Annotated in this window: 17 protein-coding genes; 8 read left to right on the forward strand and 9 right to left on the reverse strand. The window is 71.1% G+C overall.

The window, feature by feature from the left end; genetic code table 11:
• Position 1: 1 nt before the first annotated feature.
• Positions 2-1,402, reverse strand: coding sequence for a DUF1731 domain-containing protein (locus ACQ5BE_RS00095; RefSeq protein WP_430294957.1), 1,401 nt, complete (start codon positions 1,400-1,402; stop codon positions 2-4).
• A 4-nt stretch (positions 1,403-1,406) separates the two neighbouring features.
• The gene (locus ACQ5BE_RS00100) at positions 1,407-1,925 is read right to left on the reverse strand and encodes a MarR family winged helix-turn-helix transcriptional regulator (protein WP_430294958.1); all 519 of its coding nucleotides are present in this window, start codon (positions 1,923-1,925) and stop codon (positions 1,407-1,409) included.
• 103 nt (positions 1,926-2,028) lie between these two features.
• Between ACQ5BE_RS00100 and ACQ5BE_RS00105 the strand changes: the two genes are divergently transcribed.
• The 7 genes from ACQ5BE_RS00105 (at position 2,029) to ACQ5BE_RS00135 (ending at position 8,968) form a co-directional block, all read left to right on the forward strand.
• On the forward strand, positions 2,029-2,607 hold the full coding sequence (locus tag ACQ5BE_RS00105) for an NADPH-dependent FMN reductase (protein WP_430294959.1): 579 nt from the start codon (positions 2,029-2,031) through the stop codon (positions 2,605-2,607).
• A gap of 173 nt (positions 2,608-2,780) precedes the next feature.
• Positions 2,781-3,629 carry an NAD-dependent epimerase/dehydratase family protein gene (locus ACQ5BE_RS00110; protein WP_430294960.1) on the forward strand — a complete coding sequence of 283 codons (849 nt, stop codon included), beginning with the start codon at positions 2,781-2,783 and terminating at the stop codon, positions 3,627-3,629.
• 199 nt (positions 3,630-3,828) lie between these two features.
• Positions 3,829-5,163 carry an MFS transporter gene (locus ACQ5BE_RS00115; RefSeq protein WP_430294961.1) on the forward strand — a complete coding sequence of 445 codons (1,335 nt, stop codon included), beginning with the start codon at positions 3,829-3,831 and terminating at the stop codon, positions 5,161-5,163.
• Positions 5,164-5,279: 116 nt separating this feature from the next.
• The gene (locus ACQ5BE_RS00120) at positions 5,280-5,927 is read left to right on the forward strand and encodes a GntR family transcriptional regulator (protein ID WP_430294962.1); all 648 of its coding nucleotides are present in this window, start codon (positions 5,280-5,282) and stop codon (positions 5,925-5,927) included.
• Positions 5,928-5,983: 56 nt separating this feature from the next.
• Entirely contained in the window at positions 5,984-6,772 is a 789-nt protein-coding gene (locus tag ACQ5BE_RS00125; RefSeq protein ID WP_430294963.1) for an aspartate/glutamate racemase family protein, read from the forward strand.
• Positions 6,772-8,241: an amidohydrolase family protein gene (locus tag ACQ5BE_RS00130; RefSeq protein ID WP_430294964.1), complete on the forward strand. Its 1,470-nt coding sequence runs from the start codon at positions 6,772-6,774 to the stop codon at positions 8,239-8,241. Before ACQ5BE_RS00125 ends, ACQ5BE_RS00130 begins: the two co-directional genes overlap by 1 nt.
• Before the next feature lies 1 nt (position 8,242).
• The gene (locus ACQ5BE_RS00135) at positions 8,243-8,968 is read left to right on the forward strand and encodes a maleate cis-trans isomerase family protein (protein WP_430294965.1); all 726 of its coding nucleotides are present in this window, start codon (positions 8,243-8,245) and stop codon (positions 8,966-8,968) included.
• A 20-nt stretch (positions 8,969-8,988) separates the two neighbouring features.
• Here ACQ5BE_RS00135 and ACQ5BE_RS00140 read toward each other — a convergent pair whose 3' ends face one another.
• Positions 8,989-9,675: an SGNH/GDSL hydrolase family protein gene (locus ACQ5BE_RS00140; RefSeq protein WP_430294967.1), complete on the reverse strand. Its 687-nt coding sequence runs from the start codon at positions 9,673-9,675 to the stop codon at positions 8,989-8,991.
• Positions 9,676-9,967: 292 nt separating this feature from the next.
• Here ACQ5BE_RS00140 and ACQ5BE_RS00145 point away from each other — a divergent pair, with 292 nt between their 5' ends.
• Positions 9,968-12,868 carry a chitobiase/beta-hexosaminidase C-terminal domain-containing protein gene (locus ACQ5BE_RS00145; RefSeq protein ID WP_430294969.1) on the forward strand — a complete coding sequence of 967 codons (2,901 nt, stop codon included), beginning with the start codon at positions 9,968-9,970 and terminating at the stop codon, positions 12,866-12,868.
• Here ACQ5BE_RS00145 and ACQ5BE_RS00150 read toward each other — a convergent pair.
• The 6 genes from ACQ5BE_RS00150 to ACQ5BE_RS00175 all read right to left on the reverse strand — a co-directional run bounded on the left by ACQ5BE_RS00150 (position 12,865) and on the right by ACQ5BE_RS00175 (position 16,840).
• Entirely contained in the window at positions 12,865-13,443 is a 579-nt protein-coding gene (locus ACQ5BE_RS00150; protein ID WP_430294970.1) for a nucleotidyltransferase family protein, read from the reverse strand. The two genes, ACQ5BE_RS00145 and ACQ5BE_RS00150, sit on opposite strands and share 4 nt — an antisense overlap.
• An 85-nt stretch (positions 13,444-13,528) precedes the next feature.
• Positions 13,529-13,732 carry a cold-shock protein gene (locus ACQ5BE_RS00155; protein ID WP_208712300.1) on the reverse strand — a complete coding sequence of 68 codons (204 nt, stop codon included), beginning with the start codon at positions 13,730-13,732 and terminating at the stop codon, positions 13,529-13,531.
• 212 nt (positions 13,733-13,944) lie between these two features.
• On the reverse strand, positions 13,945-14,145 hold the full coding sequence (locus ACQ5BE_RS00160) for a hypothetical protein (protein ID WP_413250641.1): 201 nt from the start codon (positions 14,143-14,145) through the stop codon (positions 13,945-13,947).
• A gap of 63 nt (positions 14,146-14,208) precedes the next feature.
• A complete protein-coding gene (locus tag ACQ5BE_RS00165; RefSeq protein ID WP_208712302.1) occupies positions 14,209-14,379 on the reverse strand; it encodes a hypothetical protein in 171 nt (56 codons plus the stop codon).
• Between the two features lie 143 nt (positions 14,380-14,522).
• Entirely contained in the window at positions 14,523-15,239 is a 717-nt protein-coding gene (locus ACQ5BE_RS00170) for a response regulator (protein WP_430294971.1), read from the reverse strand.
• Positions 15,236-16,840, reverse strand: coding sequence for a sensor histidine kinase (locus ACQ5BE_RS00175; protein ID WP_430294972.1), 1,605 nt, complete (start codon positions 16,838-16,840; stop codon positions 15,236-15,238). The genes ACQ5BE_RS00170 and ACQ5BE_RS00175 overlap by 4 nt, the downstream gene beginning before the upstream one ends.
• Positions 16,841-16,904: the final 64 nt, after the last annotated feature.

The raw sequence follows: 16,904 nt of genomic DNA on the forward strand, positions 1-16,904 counted from the left end.
CCTAGGAGCCGAGCTCCTTGATGGCCGCGGCCAGCGTCGGGTAGCGGAAGGCGAAGCCTGCCTCGTTCAGCACGCCGGGCACCGCGCGCACGCTGTCCAGAGCGAGGGCGGGGTTGGTGCGCATCACCCCCGCGCCGAGCCGCACCAGGACGGCCGGGGCGGGGATGCCGACCGGGACCCCCACGAGCTCTCGCAGGTGCGCCATGAGCTCCCGGTTGGTCACGGGCTGCGGTGAGGCGGCATTGACGACGCCGTCCGGCAGGGCCGCGAGCCCTGAGCCGCCGGGATCGGCCGCCAGGCCGAGGGCGGCCCGGGCGATCCGCACCCAGTCCGCGGCGTGGATCCAGGTGAACCACTGCCCGCCCGTGCCGAGGTGGCCCCCGGCGCCGATCCGGGCGGGAACCGTCAGGCGCGTCATGAGCGGCGCGTCGCGGTGGAGCACGACGGCGGTGCGGAGCACCGTCCGGTGCTCCGCGGCGGCCCCGTCCGCGGCGCCCTCCCACGCCCTGACGACGGCGGCGAGCCCGCCGGCGAGCTGCGGTGGCTGGGTCGACTCGTCCGCGACGTCCCCGCTGTCGCCGTAGATCCCGACGGCGCTCTGCTGGAGCCAGTGCTCGACGGGCCGGTCCCACGAGCGGCTCGCCTCGACGAGCGCCCGGGTCGGCTCGACCCGGCTGGCGGTCAGCAGGGCGAGGTTCTCGTCCGTTCCCGGGCGGTCCAGGCTCACCCCGGACAGGTTGGCGAGGCGCAGGCGGGGCTCGGCGCCCAGCCGGGCCGACCACTCGCCGTCGTGCGCGCCGTCCCAGGTGATCTGCTCGAAGGGCGAGGCGCTCGCGGAACGGGTCAGCACCGCGACGCGCTGGCCGTCGCACGCCAGGTCAGCGGCCAGCAGGGTTCCGAGGAAGCCCGAGCCCCCGACGATGACGGTGAGGGCGCGTGCGTCGACGTCCGCGGACGGCGCCGGCGGGGCGGCGAGCCGGAACAGGCGCGCGCACTGCAGCTCGAAGCCGCGCACGAGCGGCTCCCCTGCGGTGAGGCCGAACTGCTGGGCGAGCGGGCCGGCCACCGAGACGCGCTGGGTCAGGACAGTGCCCCCGTCCCGCTCCTCGAGCGTCCACTCGATGTCCTGCGCGCCGCCGGGCTGGGGCTGCCGGAGGGCGAGCCGCCGTCCATCCTGGACGGCGGTCAGGCTGAAGGCTGGCGCGGTCCGGCGGTGCAGCGGCCCGATGAGCCGGTGGCTGGGGGAGTAGCGGCCGGACGTCCCCTCGCGGAGGGGTCCGTCGAGCTCGGCGTGCGCCACGGCCGGGTTCCACTGGGGCCACAGCTCGAGCCGCGAGATGACCTCCCACAGCTGCCGGGCCGGGAGGCGGAACCATTGCGATGCGCTGCGCTGCCAGGTCACGCGGTCAGTCTAGCTGTCGCCCCGGTCCGTCCCCGGCCTCCGCCTCGACGGTCATGGCGGCGTCGATGATCCGGCTGCATGCCTTTCGGAGGAGGTCCTGCTGCTCCGGTGTGAGAGGGTCGAAGACTGTCCTGCGCACGAACTCCACGTGGCCCGGGGCGGCGTCGACGATCGCGGCACGGCCTGCATCGGTGAGGTGGACGTCCTGTCCGCGCGCGTCGTCGGCCGAACAGGTGCGGAAGATGAGCCCCTTGGCCTCCATGCGCTTGAGGATGTGCGAGAGGCGGCTCCGCTCCCAGCCGAGCTCCTGTGCCGCGGTGCCCGACCGGAGCACGCCGTCCGGGCATTCGGAGAGGGTCGCGAGCACCGAGTACTCCGGACCGGACAGGCGCGAGTCGCGGGTGAGCTGGCGGTCGATCGCGGGCGGTAGGCCCCACATGAGCCGGCGCAGCGCGAGCCAGACCTCCCGCTCGCGCGCGTCGAGCCAGCGCGGCCCGGCCTCGGTTGCAGCCTGTGTGCCCACGATCACTCCTCCATGTCCCCCATCGGTGCTTGACACATCAATTATGCCCATGTTCTAGTTGAACCATCAAGTTTTGATTGATGCGTCAACAAGGAGAGACCCCATGACCAAGATCGCCGTCGTCACTGGCAGCACCCGCCCCGGCCGCAACAACCGCCAGGTCGCCGAGTGGGTCCTCGAGCGCGCCCAGCAGCAGAAGCCCGAGGTGGAGTTCGAGCTCGTCGACATCGCCGACTACAGCCTCCCGCTCCTGAACGAGGCCATGCCCGCCGCCTACCAGTCATACAGCAACGAGGCCACCAAGGAGTTCTCGGCCCGCATCGACGAGTTCGACGGCTTCATCTTCATCTCCCCCGAGTACAACCACTCGGTCGCGCCGGCCCTCGCCAACGCGCTCTCGTACCTCAACGCCGAGTTCGCCAACAAGGCGGCCGGCATCGTCTCCTACGGCTCGGCCTTCGGCGTGCGCGCCGTCGAGCACCTCCGCGGCATCCTCTCGGAGCTCCAGGTGGCCCACGTCCAGAAGACCGGCATGTTCTCGCTCTTCAGCGACTTCGAGAACTTCTCCGACTTCAAGCCCACCGAGATGCAGGCCGCCTCGGTCGACCCGATGCTCGACCAGCTCGTGGTCTGGACCAAGGCCCTCGAGTCGGTCCGGGCTTCCCTCAACGTGGCCGTCTGACCCTTCCCCTTTCCAGACTGCCAGCGCGCGACGGCGGCATCCGGGTGAGCTCACAAGGCTCACCCGGGTGCCGCCGTCGTGCGTGTCGGGGCCGTGAGGCATAGCCGTCGGCGGTGCAGGCCAGCGAGGATGGTCGGGGCGGCCACCGTGGGCGCCGAGAAAGGGAGTGAACCATGCAGATCGCACTCACCGGCGGAAGCGGGAAGCTCGGGCGGGCGGTGGTCGAGCACCTCCGCGGCGCCGGGCACACCGTGTGGAACCTCGACACGGTGGGGGAGCGAGGCCCGGGCTACGTGCGCATCGACCTCACCGACTACGGCCAGGTCGCCGACGCGCTCGCGGGCATCGACGACCGCCACAGCGGAATCGACGCCGTCGTGCATCTCGCAGCCATCCCTGCGCCCGGGCTGGCCCCGGACGCCGCGACGTTCCGCAACAACATGCTCGCGACCTACAACGTGTTCCAGGCGGCCCGCCGGGCGGGCGTCAAGCGGATCGTCTATGCCTCGAGCGAGACCGTCCTGGGCCTGCCGTTCGACACGCCGCCTCCCTACATCCCGGTCGACGAGGAGTACCCCGCCCGACCCGAGAGCACCTACTCGCTGGTCAAGCACCTCGAGGAGCAGATGGCCATCCAGCTGTGCCGCTGGGACCCCGAGCTGAGCGTGAGCGCCTTCAGGTTCTCCAACGTCATGGTCCCCGCGGACTATGCCGCCTTCCCGGGCTTCGACGCCGACCCGCGTGGGCGCAAGTGGAACCTCTGGGGATACATCGACGCGCGCGACGGCGCGCAGGCGGTCGAGCGCGCGCTCGAGGGCGCCCGGCCGGGCTTCGAGGCGTACATCATCGCCGCTGCGGACACGGTCATGTCCCGCAGCTCCGCCGACCTCGCTGCCGAGGTGTTCCCCGGGGTGCCCGTCACGAAGGAACTCGGCGAGCACGAGACGCTCCTGTCGATCGACAAGGCGCGCCGCGTCCTCGGGTACGACCCGCAGCACTCCTGGAGGGACGAAGTCGGCTGAGCCTCAGAGCCCCTCACTCCGGATCCCAGATTGGGATCCCAAAACCTTGACTGTGGTCTGGGACACTGCGTAAGCTCTCTCTTGGGATCCCAAATCGGAATCCCAAGAGAGAGCTCTCCCACACGTTGCGCACCGCCCACCCGGGCGCGGCATCCGCCTGTTCGGCTGCCGCACTTCCCACCGCTGTGAAGGAGGACGTGTGTCCCTTCGAGAAGAAGCCACCGCCCCGCGGCCGCTCGCCAAAGATGGCGGGCAGCCCGCGCCCAAGCGCACCAGTGTGCGCTGGAAGCTGTTCATCCTGCTCCTGGTCCTGGTCACCGTGAACTACGTGGACCGAGGATCGATCTCCGTCGCGCTGCCGGTCATCCAGAAGGAGTTCGACCTCTCGCCCGAACTGGTCGGGCTCCTGCTCTCAGCCTTCTTCTGGACCTATGCGCTGATGCAGGTCCCCGTCGGCTGGCTCATCGACCGCTTCGGCCCGCGCAAGGTCATCACGGTCTCCTGCGTCGGCTGGGGCGCGGCGACTGCTGCGTCCGGCATGGCCGGCGGATTCCTGAGCATGTTCATCGCCCGCATGGGCATCGGCGTCACCGAGGCCGGCATCATGCCGGCGGGCGGGAAGCTCAACGCCCTGTGGATGCACTCCAAGGAGCGGGGCCGCGGCGCCACGATCCTCGACGCGGGTGCCCCTCTCGGCGCCGGCGTGGGAGCCGTCATCATCACCTGGCTCATCAGCGCCGCCGGCGGCTGGCGCGCGGCATTCGTCATCGCCGGCATCGCGACTGTCCTGCTCGGCGCGCTCACCTGGTGGTACATCCGGGACAATCCCCGGGCCCACAAGGCGGTCAACGAGGCGGAGGCCGAGTACATCGAGGCCTCGCACCGGGCGGAGGACGAGGCCGCCGGTGTCAACGGCGAGGGCCGTCGCGCGCTCCTGCCCTACCTGAAGTTCCGCTCGTTCTGGGCGATGTGCCTCGGCTGGCTCGGATTCAACGGCGTCTTCTACGGCCTGCTCACCTGGGGCCCGCTCTACCTGTCCCAGGCGAAGGGGTTCGATCTGAAGACCATCGGGTGGTCCACCTTCGTGATCTTCGGCGCCGGGTTCGTCGGAGAGATCCTCGGCGGCACGCTCGCAGACAGGCTCCGTGCCCGCGGGCTGGGGGCGAACCTCGTGATGCGCACGCTTCTGGGCATCTCGAGCGTGATCGTGGCCGGCGGACTCGTCGGGGTCACGGTCGTCTCGGATCCGATCGCCGCGGTCGTGCTCCTCTCCGTGGTCCTCTTCTTCCTGCGGTGGGTGGGCCTGTTCTGGGCCGTGCCCGCGACGCTGGGCGGACGCACGAACGCAGGCGTCCTCGGCGGGGCGATGAACCTCAGCGGCAACATCGCCGGCTTCGTCACCCCGATTGCCGTGGGCTTCATCGTCGGCGCCACCGGGGGCTACACCTGGGCCCTCCTCTACTTCGTCGGCTCGGCGATCATCATGGGGGTCTCGGTGCTCGCGCTCGACTACAGCAAGCGACTCCCCGTCTGATCCGGCGGTGCCCGGCCGGCGGGCTGCCGCCGGCCGGGCACCGCCCCCGTGGTCGAATGGACCACAGCACGAACCGTCACGGCGGGCCGAGGCCCGCACTCACCTGAGGAGCGATCATGGCACAGCCAGTCGAGGAGCCCGGCCGGGACCGCCCGCTGCGGGAGGTCATCCGCGACACGCTGCGCTCGCGGATCTTCGAGGGGTACTACGCCCCCGGGACCCGCCTCATCGAGCGGGACCTCGCCGGAGAGTTCAACGTCTCGAGGCTCCCCGTGCGCGAGGCCCTGCGCATGCTGCAGCAGGAGGGCCTGCTCGCTCCCCGCGCCACGCGGGGCTCGGTGGTGGCAGGGCTCAGCGAGAAGGAGGTCGAGGACCTCTTCGACGTCCGGGCGTCCCTCGAGGTCCTCGCGTGCCGGCTCGCGTCACAGCGCGCCACGCCCGAGGACGTGTCCCGACTGGAGGCTCTGCTGGCCCAGGCGTCGGACGCCCTGCGTCGCGGGAGCGTCCATGAGGCACACCGGTTCAACAACGACTTCCACGACGAGGTCACGGCGATCGCGGACAACGAGTTCCTCCGGACTGCGCTCGAGCCCCTCCAAGGGCGCATGCACTGGCTCTTCCGGCACGTGACGGACCTGCCTGAGCTCATCCAGGAGCACCGCGACCTCCTCGCCGCGATTGCCAGCGGCGATCCCGACGCCGCCGCGGCCCAGTCCGCACGGCACATCGGCAAGTACCGGGCGCAGTACCCGGACACCGTCTGACTATCCCGACACGGCCTCCGCGAGAGCGCCGGCCGTTCCCCTCAAGGAACCCGTACATGAGACTTCTGGTCATCAACCCCAACATCAGCGAGGACGTGACCGCGCTGATCCGCTCGGAGGCGGAGCGGTCCGCAGCCCCCGCCACCGAACTCGTCGTCCGCACCGCGGGCCACGGTGTCGAGTACATCGAGACCCGCCTCGAATCGCTGATCGCCGCCGGCGCCGTGGCCGAGCTCATCGCCGAGCACGCCGGCCAGGTCGACGGCGTCGTGGTCGCGGCCTTCGGCGATCCGGGCATGCCCGCCCTCAAAGAACTCGCCGACGTCCCGGTGCTCGGGATCACCGAGGCAGCCCTCTGCGCCGCCGCGCTCCAAGGGCACCGGTTCTCGATCATCGCGATCTCGGACCGCATCACCGCCTGGTACCGCGACTGCGTCGAGCGGTTCGGCTTCGGCTCCCGGCTGGCGTCGATCCGCTCGATCACGGAGGCGCTGCGGGGCATCGGCAGCGTCCAGGAGGACTTCCGCCCGACGCTCGTCGAACTCGCGCGGCTGGCCGTGGCCGAAGACGGCGCCGACGTCGTGATCCTCGCCGGTGCGCCGCTCGCGGGCCTGGCGCGCGAGGTCGCCGACGAGATCCCCGTTCCCGTCGTGGACGGCATCGGCGCCGGCATCCGGCTCGCCGAGGCCGTGGTAGGGCTCGCCTCAGGCCCCCACCGCGCGGGCTCGTTCGCTGCCCCGCCGCTGAAGCGGCGCAGCGGCCTCTCGCCGGCGCTCGACGCCGCGCTCGACGCGGCCCAGCTCGCCGCCGGCCGCACGCCCCAGGGCGCGGGGAGCGTGCAGTGATGGCCGGGATCGCAGACCTCGTCATCGCCAACGGCCTCGTGGTCAACGCGGATTCACGCCGGCTCGCCCATGTCGCGGTCGACGGCGGGCGGGTCACCGCCGTCGTCGACGCCGCCGAGCCAGTCCCCGCCGCCGAGCGCACCATCGACGCAGCAGGGCGCGCCGTCATCCCGGGAGGGATCGACGCCCACTGCCACGTGGCGCAGACCACGGGGGGCTGGCGCACCCTGGACGATTTCGCCATCGCCTCCGCAGCAGCGCTGTGGGGAGGGACCACGACCATCCTCGACTTCGGCATCCCGAGGGACTCCTCCGAGACCCCTCTGGAGGCGGCGAGGCACAAGCTGGCCCTCGCGGCGGAGTCCCGCTGCGACGTGGCCCTCCATGGGGCCGTCGTCGAGTGGGACGAGACCGTCCCCGCCCAGCTCGAGGAGCTCGCCGCCCTGGGAATCCGGTCCGTCAAGATGTACATGACCAACCGGGGATCCACGATGGCGGACGACGACACGGTGCTGCGGGTCATGCGCGAGATGGTGCGGCTCGACGGCCTCACCTACATCCACGCCGAGCACGACGCCATGATCGTCGACTGCACCCAGGAGCACGCCTCGGCAGGCCGGATCGGGATCGCGCACCTGCACGAGACCCGCCCGGAGCTCGCCGAGGAGGCGTCCGTCCGGGAGGTCCTCGCCCTGGCCCAGTACACGGGGGCCCCCGTCTACTTCGTGCACCAGTCCACGCCCGGGGCGATCGACCTCGTGGCAGAGGCCCGCGCTCGGGGTCTGGACGCGCATTCCGAGACCTGCCCCCACTACCTCGTCCTCGACGACGGCGTCTACTCGTCCCAGTTCCCGCACTGGTACGCCTGCTGCCCGCCGATGCGCTCCCCTGAGACCGTCGCGGCGGTCCGCCGGCGCTTCGCCGATGGCTCCGTCCACACCGTCTCGAGCGACCACTCGTGCTACGACCTCACGCAGAAGCGCGAGCGGGCGGACGACGTCCGCCAGATGCCCCACGGCCTGCCCGGCGTCGAGACCCGCATGCCGGTGGCCTTCACGGCCCTCGCCGACGCGTGGGCGGACCGGGAGGCGCACGACGGCGCGCGGCTGCTCGAACGGTTCGTCGACCTCTTCGCGGCCTCGCCCGCGCGGATCAACGCGATCCCCGGAAAGGGAACCATCGCTCCCGGCTACGACGCGGACCTCGTCGTCTTCGATCCTGCCGAGGCGCGGACGGTGGACAGCGCCGCCCTCCACATGGGCACCGACTTCTCCCCGTTCCACGGGCGTGTGCTGCGCGGGTGGCCCCAGACCGTCGTCGCGGGCGGCCGAGTGGTCCTCGATGAGGACGGCTTCCACGACCCAGGCCCCGTGGGCCGGTTCGTGGAGCGGCGCGGCTACGCGGAATTCCGGGACGCGTCCGGCACGGGCGTGCGCGTCCCCTCCATCGCTGACCAGAGAGGGAACTGAGATGCCCCAGACCGCCCGCCCCACCCGCATCGGGATGATCGTGCCTTCGTCCAACACCTGCCTCGAACCGATGAGCCACCGCCTCCTCGGGGACCGCGAGGACGTCACGATCCATTCCACGCGCATCCCGGTGACCCGGATTGCGCTCGATTCCGGATCCGACAGGCAGTTCGACGTCGGGGCCATGCGCGCCGCCGCAGAGCTCCTCGCTACGGCGGACGTCGACGTCATCGCCTGGAACGGCACCTCGGGGTCATGGCTCGGCGTCGGGCACGACAGGGAGATCGCCGCGGAGATCACGGCCGCCACCGGAATCCCGGCCACAACCTCCACGCTCGCCTACCTCGACGCCTTCGCAGCGTTCGGCATCGGGACCATCGGTCTCTTCACGCCGTACACTGCCGACGTGAACGAGCAGGTGATCGCCCGGTACGCCGAGGCGGGCGTGCGGACCAGCGGTCATCGGGCGCTGGGCCTGAGCGACAACGAGTCGTTCGCCAGAGTCGCCGCGGAGGAGCTCGTCCCCGGCTCTCTCGAGCTCACCGCCGAACGCCCGGACGCGCTGGTGTACCTCTGCACCAACCTCTACGGGGCCCCGGTCGTCGCGGAGCTCGAGTCGCGGACGGGCGTCCCCGTGCTGGACTCGGTCGCCGTCACGCTGTGGCGGTGCCTCGACATCGCCGGGGCCCCGCTCTTGGACGCGCGCTGGGGGAAGCTCCTCGCCTGAGGAGCCGTGGAGGATCGCCCTCAGAGCCCGAGGGCGCGGGCCATCTCGTCGCGCAGGTAGTACTGCCCGGCCACGCTCGGGTGGACACCGTCCGGACCCACGAGGCCGTCCAGCCCGACAAACCACTCCTGCGCAATCGGGTCCACAAAGTCCGCGCCCTCGCGCGCGGCCGCGGCCTCGAGCGTGTCGTGCACCGCGACCCGCTCAGGTTCGGGGTCTGCGGTATACGACGGCGGGCCCACGACGACGAGCCGCGCCTTCGGGGAAGACGTCCGAGCGGTCTGCAGGGCCTCGTCGACGGCGGCGCCGAGTTCGGAGTCGTCGGCGCCCATGTCGTTCTCCGAGCCGAAGAAGACGACCATCTGGGCATCCGGCCGGGCAGCCTCGGCGACGTGGGAGACGAAGGTCCCGTTGTCGTCGCCCACGGCAAGGAAGCCGTCGCCGTTCTCGGAGGAGTTCACGACGTCGACCCGCCCCATCTCCTCGGCGGAGAGCAGCGTGGGCCACGCGAGGTCAGGAGAGGTGCCGTAGCCGGTGCTCAGGGAGTCCCCGACGACGACCACGTGGAATGCGTCGGCACGGGGTGATACTGCGGCGGGGGCCGGCGCCCGCCAGAGCCCGGCTGTGGCGCAGACTGCCCCGGTCAGGGCCACCGCCGTCAACGCGAACGCCGCGCGTGCGAAGGGGAATCTGGGCGGAGGGGCCATCTGAGCACTCCTCCCTGCGCTGTCGGGTCCAATCATCATGACCCAACCATGATCGCAAATGACTGGGGCGCAGAGGCTGTGACCGGGCTGTGGAGTTGAGCACTCTGCCTGTGATTCTGGGGACTTTGATCACTTCCCGCGCATGGCACCCGCGCGTACTCTGATCCGTGGATGTGGCGTTGTCAGGGAGCGGCAACGGGTCTCACATACCGATCTCGGACTCGCCGCAGGGGGCGGATCCTCCGGGAGCCCGCGCTGCTGCGGGCGCGTTCATCAGTGATTGGGGTTGACCGTGGACACTCAGACGCCTTCGCACCCGGACCGGAGGACACGGTTCCAGCCCTCCCCGAGGGGCGGCTCTGTCCGCAGGATGGCGGCGGCCGTCCTCGCCGCCGTCCTGGGCGCCGCTGCTCTCGTGGGGCTCCAGGCGCCAGCACCGGCGCGGAGCGCCACCGCGTGCGCCAACGGGGACATGAACATCGTGGCCCATACCGACGACGACCTGCTCTTCCTGAGCCCTGACTTCATGCGGGACCTCGAAGTGGACCGCTGTTCCCTCACGGTCTTCACCACGGCAGGGGAGGCGGGCGAAGGCGCCTCCTACTGGCAGAGCCTCGAGGCCGGCATCCAGGCGACGTATGCGCAGATGGCCGGCAAGGCGAACTCGTGGGTCGACATCGATGACGGCATCGCCAACCGGGACATCGCGCGGTCGCAGCTGAGCGGCTCCAACATCCAGGTGATGTTCCTCCGCATCCCGGACGGCTTCCCCGACGGCTCGGGCAGCGACACCTACAACTACCAGAGCATCCTCAAGCTCTGGAACGGCACGCTCAGCTCCGTCACACCCGTCGACGGCCGCGCGGCGTACACGAAGGCGCAGCTGGCCAGCATCCTGCTGCAGACCATGCAGTCCTTCAAGCCGACGACGCTGCGCACCCAGGACTGGACCGGCTCCTACACCAATCCCTACGACCACAGCGACCACTGGGCCACGGCGAAGTTCGCGCAGCAGGCCAGCGCGTCCTACTCTGCGCCGCACACCCTCACGGGCTACGACGCGTACGTGATCGACGAGTACGCGCAGAACGTGTTCGACCCCGAGCTGACCAAGAAGGTGGACGCGTTCGTGACGTTCGCGGACTACGACCACAACGTCTGCAACTCGCCGGGGGAGGGGTGCCCGGACTCGCCGTACAACGAGTGGCTCAAGCGCGAGTACCCCACTGCCATCCAGTGGACCAAGAACGCCGCCAAGGACTCCGGGACCACCGTCCAGGCGTCCTCCCAGGCGTCCAGCACCCAGAGCCCGGACCGCGCCCGCGACGGCTACGCGTGGGGCGCCCCCCAGGCTTCCGGGAAGGAATGGGTCTCCAACGGCGAGAAGACCGGCGCCTGGATCCAGTACACCTTCGGCTCGCCCACCGCCATCTCGATGGTGAACCTGTTCGACCGTCCGCTCGCTGACCAGCAGGTCACGTCGGGTGTGCTCGACTTCTCCGACGGCACGTCGGTGCCGGTCGGCGCGCTCTACAACAACGGCGCCGGCACGACCGTGACGTTCCCTGGCCGCACCGTGACCTCGGTGAAGTTCACCGTCACCGGGGTGAGCCCGACGACGACGGCGGCCGGCCTGGCCGAGTTCGAGGTGTTCAAGGGCGCCGACACCACGGCACCAGTGATCACGGCGACGCCGCCCGGAGGCACCTACCCGTCGGCGCAGACCGTGACGCTGAGCTCGAACGAGCCCTCCACGATCCGCTACACGACCGATGGCAGCACGCCGACCGCGTCGAGCCCTGCCTACAGCGCGCCGATCACGATGGGCGCAGGGACGCTGAAGTACTTCGGCGTCGACGCGGCGGGTAACACCTCGCAGGTCGCGACCCAGACCTACTCGCTGGCTGACGACAAGACGCCGCCGACAGTGACTGCGACCCCGGCCGCAGGCGCCTACCCCGTCGGGACCGAGATCAAGCTCGCCGCGGACGAACCGGCGACCATCCGGTACACGACCGACGGGTCGGACCCCACGTCGTCCAGCCCCGTCTACACGCCGGGGACGACGATCATCACCCTCAACGCTCCGATGACCCTGAAGTACTTCGGCACGGACACCGCGGGGAACACCTCCGCGATCGGCGCTCAGGCCTACACCATCGCCGCCGACACGACCCCGCCGACCATCACGGCGAGCCCGCTCACGGGGACGTATCCCTCGGGGCAGCAGATCACGCTCTCCTCGAACGAGGCGGACACGACGATCTACTACACGACCAACGGCTCGACACCGACTGAGGCCAGCGCCGTCTACTCGGGTCCGCTGACGCTGACTCAGACGTTCACGCTCTCCTACTTCGGGAAGGACTTGGCGGGGAACACGTCAACCGTCCAGAGCCAGACCTACACGCTCCAGCCCAAGCCGGTCACACCCTCCTGGCATGACTACACCGGCGACGGCTACGCGGACGTCCTCGCGGCGGACGGCGACCTCCTCAAGCTCTACAAGGGCGACGGTGCCGGCGGCATCGCGGCGGGCGTGCAGGTCGCCACCGGCTGGAGCGGGATGAACGCCACGGTGACGCCGGGCGACTTCAACGGCGACGGCAAGAACGACGTCCTGGCCCGCAGGACCAGCGACGGCGCCCTCTTCCTCTATCCCGGCAACGGTTCGGGCGGCTTCGGCACCCGGGTCCAGGTCGGCTGGGGGTGGAACGTCATGACAGCGGTCCTCTCGCCCGGCGACTTCGACGGCGACGGCAACAGCGACGTCCTGGCACGGGACAGCGGCGGCGCCCTGTGGCTCTACCCGGGCAACGGCATCGGCGGCTGGAAGTCACGCGTCCAGGTTGGCTGGGGCTGGAACGTCATGAACGCGATCGTCAGCGGCCGCGACTTCAACGGCGACGGCAAGAACGACGTCATCGCCCGGGACACCAATGGCGTCCTGTGGCTCTACCCGGGCGACGGGGCCAACGGCTGGCTCAGCCGCTCCCAGATCGCCACCGGGTGGGGGTCAATGACGGCAATCGCTGCTCCCGGCGACCTCACGGGCGATGGCAAGGCCGACATCATCGCCCGAGACGGCAGCGGTGTCCTCTGGCTCTACCCGGGCACCGGCACGGGCGGCATCGACGTGAACGGGCGCACGCAGCTCGCCACGGGGTGGGGTGCCTTGAAGTTCATCTCCTAGCCGGGCGAGGTCTGGGGACCCGGCAGGTCGATGTCGAGGTCCCCGCCGAGGCCCGTGCAGTCCACCGCTTCGGCGCCGTGCGCGGCGAGGTAGGGGCCGGCGCCCCGGTCGCCGGCGAGCTCGGCGAGGAGCCGGGCCCAGTGGTCCCGCCCGATGAGCACGGGGTGCCCTGGGCGGCCGCCGTACTCCGCGCGGCGGAGCGAGCCCGGACCGACGGGGCCGGCGAGAACCTTCCTGAACGCCTCCTCCTGCAGCGAGGGCAGGTCGACGAGGGTCACGAGCACTGCATCCGGACGCGGGCCGAGCGCTGCCGCGGCCTCGATGCCGGCACGGAGCGAAGCCGCCATGCCGGAGGCCCAAGCGGGCGCGACGACGGGGACGATCCTCGGATCGGCTGGCAGGAGCTGGCGTGCCTCCTCAGCTGCAGCGCCGAGCACGGCCAGCACGCGCGAACAGCCTGCCGACAGCGGAAGCAGGGCCGCCCGCGCGAGCCAGGGGCCGCCGTCGTCCGCCACCAATGCCTTGGGGCACCCCATCCTGCGGCCGGCGCCCGCCGCGAGCACTAGACCGACCACCTGCGCAGACGCCGGAGGGCCGGCAGCGGGAAGCTGCCGGCCCTCCGGGAGACCGCGATGCGTCAACCGATTGGTCAGACGCAGATCAGAGCGGGCGGACCTTGGCGGCCTGGAGGCCCTTCGGGCCCTGCTGGGCCTCGAACTCGACCTTCTGGCCTTCCTGGAGCTCGCGGTAGCCCTTGGACTCGATCGCGGAGAAGTGCACGAAGATGTCCGCGCCGTTGTCATCAGGCGCGATGAACCCGAAGCCCTTTTCACTGTTGAACCACTTGACGGTGCCAGTTGCCATGCGTCCTCCTCGGGACGGGTGCAGCCTCGGCCTTCGGGGCTGCTCGCAGCGGTGTCCAGAAACCGCCAAGCAAGCACGGCCCCGGCCTCCGGCGGAGGATGGGCGCCGTGCAGACACAACGTGAAACACAACGACTACAGCTCAACCCTACAGGAGCAGAAAGGGGTCCGGCCAGTGGCACACGCGTGCCCGGATACCAGCCGGGACGCCGTCTAGTCGAGACCGAGCTCGATGTCCGGGTTCTCCTCCTCGACGTCGAGCTCGATCAGCCGGTGCGGGTCATGCAGGGGGTCGATCTCATCCATCGTCTCGGGGTTGTCGCTCGACCCCTCGGGGGCCTGGCTGTCCCTGCCGTCCAAGGGCTCGGTGAGGTCGTCGTCTTCGGTGTCGCCATAGTCGAGGCTGTGGGTCATGGCTCCTCTTCTCCTCGTTGCCGCCGGGACCCGTCCTGGCCCGGCACTGTGCACGTCGCTGCGTCAGCCCGCGTCGAACCGCTCGTCGTCGGTCTCGTCGCCGTCGCGGTCATTGCCCGAACCGTCGGGCAGGGAGTCGATGTCGGGAAGCACGGGCTCCGGTGCCTCGCGGGCCTCGGCTGTCGCGGTGGCCGCGCCGTTGGGCTCGACCAGTTCGGGGCTCTCGCTGCTCATCGCTGCTCCTTTCCGTCGCCGGGAAGCCGCGCGGGCGGCTCCCTGATTCAACGGTAGGCCCGTCCAGCGTCGAGCGACAGGAGCCAAGGGCCCTGTCTGCGGCGCGCCGCGTGTGCGGCGCCGACGGGCTCCGCGGACCGCCCCTACCCCGCCCAGCGGTACTCGTTCTCCGGCCGCCCGGGGGTGCCGTACCGGGCGGAGCGCGTCAGCTCGCCGACGTCGGCCAGGTGCTCGAGGTAGCGGCGTGCCGTCACGCGGGAGATGCCGACGGCCTCCGTCAGCTCAGACGCGGAGACGGCGTCGCCGCGCATGCGCAGGTAGTCCCGCACGGCCTCGAGGGTGTGCGCCGAGAGGCCCTTCGGCAGCGGCTTCGACACCGGCGCGCGCAGCGCGGCGAGCGCCTCGTCCACGGCGGCCTGCGAGGTCGGGCCGGCGTGTCCGGCCAGCGCCTGGCGGTACGCCCGGTAGTGCTCCAGGCGCTCGGCGAACGCGGCGAACGTGAACGGCTTGATGAGGTAGTGCACGACCCCCACCGAGATCGCGCGCCGCACGACAGGCAGCTCGCGGACGGCGGTGATCGCGATGATGTCCACGGGATGCCCCGCCGCCCGCAGGCGCCGGCCCACGTCGAGGCCATGGAGGTCGGGGAGGTTCATGTCGAGCAGGACGAGGTCCACCGGTGTCCCCGCCGCGGCGAGCTGGCCCGCGAGGCGGAGGGCCGACGCGCCGTCGTGCGCCGTGCCCGCGTGGACGAAGCCCGGCACCCGCCCGACATAGGCCGCGTGGGCGTCCGCTGCGATCGGCTCGTCCTCGACGACGAGCACCCGGATGGCGCGGGTTGCCTCTGCTGCCTGGGTCACGGCACGTGCTCCTTCCGTGGCAGGACGACGGTGAAGACGGCACCCTTGCCGGGCGTCAGGGCCAGGGATCCGCCGAGCCGCTCGACGGAGCGCTTGACGAGCGCGAGGCCCAGTCCCCGGCCCGGGCCCTTGTGCGGCTTGGTCGAGTACCCGTACTGGAGGATCCGGTCGGCCTCCTCCGCCGGCACGCCCGTTCCGCTGTCCGCCACCTCGATCACGACGTCGTCGCCCTCCTCCGCGATCCCGAGCGACACCCAGCGCGGCGGGTCGCCGGCGGCCGCGGCGTCGATCGCGTTGTCGACGAGGTTGCCGACGATGGTCACGAGGTCCTGCGGCGCCATGCCGGATCCGGCCAGCGTCGCGGACGCGTCGGCGTCGAGGCGCACGCCGCGCTCGTTGGCCTGGGCGGCCTTGCCCATGACGAGCGCGGCGAGGACGGGCTCATCGAGGGAGACCACGAGCTCGTCGGCCAGGGACTGGCTCAGCTTCAGGTCCTCGGTGGCGAACGAGAGCGCCTCCGCGGTGCGGCCGAGCTCGAGCAGGGAGACGATGGTGTGGAGCCGGTTCCCGTGTTCGTGGGCCTGGCTGCGCAGGGCGTCGGAGAGCGTGCGCAGCGTCTCGAGCTCGCTGCCGAGCGCGGCGATCTCGGTCCGGTCCCGGAGGGTCGCGACCGCGCCGATCACCTTGGGGCGCCGTCCCTCGCGGATGGTCGCCGGTTCCTGGTTGACCACGAGCACGCGGTCCGACGTCAGGTGGATCTCGTCGTGGGCGCTGCGGCCGCTGGCGAGCAGCTCGCGCAGGCTCTCGGGCAGCCCGAGGCCGTCCAGCCCGGCCGGCTCCGCGCCGTCGTCGTGCTCGGGCAGGCCCAGGAGGCGCGAGGCCTGGTCGTTGCGGATCACCACCCTGCCCCGCCGGTCCACGAGCACCACGCCCTCCCGGACCGAGTGCAGCACCGACTCGTAGTACGCGAACAGCTGGCCCAGCTCCTCCGGGCCGTAGCCGCGCGTGACGCGGGACAGGTACCGGCCGAGGCCGAGCGAGCCGAGCGACCCGAGGGCGAGCACGACGGCGGCGATCGCCAGGAGCGCCGGGAGCCGGCCCGCGGCGGCCACCTCGAGCGCGCTCACGCGGACGCCGGCCGCGACCATGCCGACGACCTTGCCCGCGTCGACGATCGGGACGATCGACCGGACCGAGGGCCCCAGGGTCCCGGTGTACGTCTCCGTGAGAGCGTGCCCCGCGAGCGCCTCGTCGACGCTCCCGAGGTACTTCCCGCCGATCTGCTCGGGATTCGCGTGGGTCCAGCGGGTCCGGTCCGGGGCCATGATCGTGACGAAGTCCAGGTCCGCGTCCTGGATGACCTGCTCGGCGTAGGGCTGCAGGACGGGGGAGGGGTCCCTCGTCGCCGCGTTCCGCGCGGCGTCGATGACGAACGGGCTGTCGGCGATGGCCTCCGCCGTCGAGAGCGTCCGCCGCCCGGCGTTCTGATGGGTCTGGTCTCGGGCGTCGACGTACATGGCCGTCCCGATGAACGCGGTCAGCGCGACGACAGCGAGGACCAGGATCGCGAGGAGCCTGCTCGCGAGGCTCATCCTCCTCATGCTGGTCCTTTCGATGTCGCGCGTTTCCTGTGACCAATATGACCGCAACGGTGAGGTCTGTCAC

Source organism: Sinomonas sp. B1-1 (assembly GCF_050474465.1).
Taxonomy (GTDB): Bacteria; Actinomycetota; Actinomycetes; order Actinomycetales; family Micrococcaceae; genus Sinomonas; species Sinomonas flava.

Bases quoted from the DNA above. Each gene is read 5' to 3' on its own strand.
- ACQ5BE_RS00175 (WP_430294972.1), bottom strand. From the start codon at position 16,840: ATGAGGAGGATGAGCCTCGCGAGCAGGCTCCTCGCGATCCTGGTCCTC.
- ACQ5BE_RS00165 (WP_208712302.1), bottom strand. From the start codon at position 14,379: ATGAGCAGCGAGAGCCCCGAACTGGTCGAGCCCAACGGCGCGGCCACC.
- ACQ5BE_RS00105 (WP_430294959.1), top strand. From the start codon at position 2,029: ATGACCAAGATCGCCGTCGTCACTGGCAGCACCCGCCCCGGCCGCAAC.
- ACQ5BE_RS00110 (WP_430294960.1), top strand. From the start codon at position 2,781: ATGCAGATCGCACTCACCGGCGGAAGCGGGAAGCTCGGGCGGGCGGTG.
- ACQ5BE_RS00155 (WP_208712300.1), bottom strand. From the start codon at position 13,732: ATGGCAACTGGCACCGTCAAGTGGTTCAACAGTGAAAAGGGCTTCGGG.
- ACQ5BE_RS00140 (WP_430294967.1), bottom strand. From the start codon at position 9,675: ATGGCCCCTCCGCCCAGATTCCCCTTCGCACGCGCGGCGTTCGCGTTG.
- ACQ5BE_RS00160 (WP_413250641.1), bottom strand. From the start codon at position 14,145: ATGACCCACAGCCTCGACTATGGCGACACCGAAGACGACGACCTCACC.
- ACQ5BE_RS00130 (WP_430294964.1), top strand. From the start codon at position 6,772: ATGGCCGGGATCGCAGACCTCGTCATCGCCAACGGCCTCGTGGTCAAC.
- ACQ5BE_RS00135 (WP_430294965.1), top strand. From the start codon at position 8,243: ATGCCCCAGACCGCCCGCCCCACCCGCATCGGGATGATCGTGCCTTCG.
- ACQ5BE_RS00125 (WP_430294963.1), top strand. From the start codon at position 5,984: ATGAGACTTCTGGTCATCAACCCCAACATCAGCGAGGACGTGACCGCG.
- ACQ5BE_RS00120 (WP_430294962.1), top strand. From the start codon at position 5,280: ATGGCACAGCCAGTCGAGGAGCCCGGCCGGGACCGCCCGCTGCGGGAG.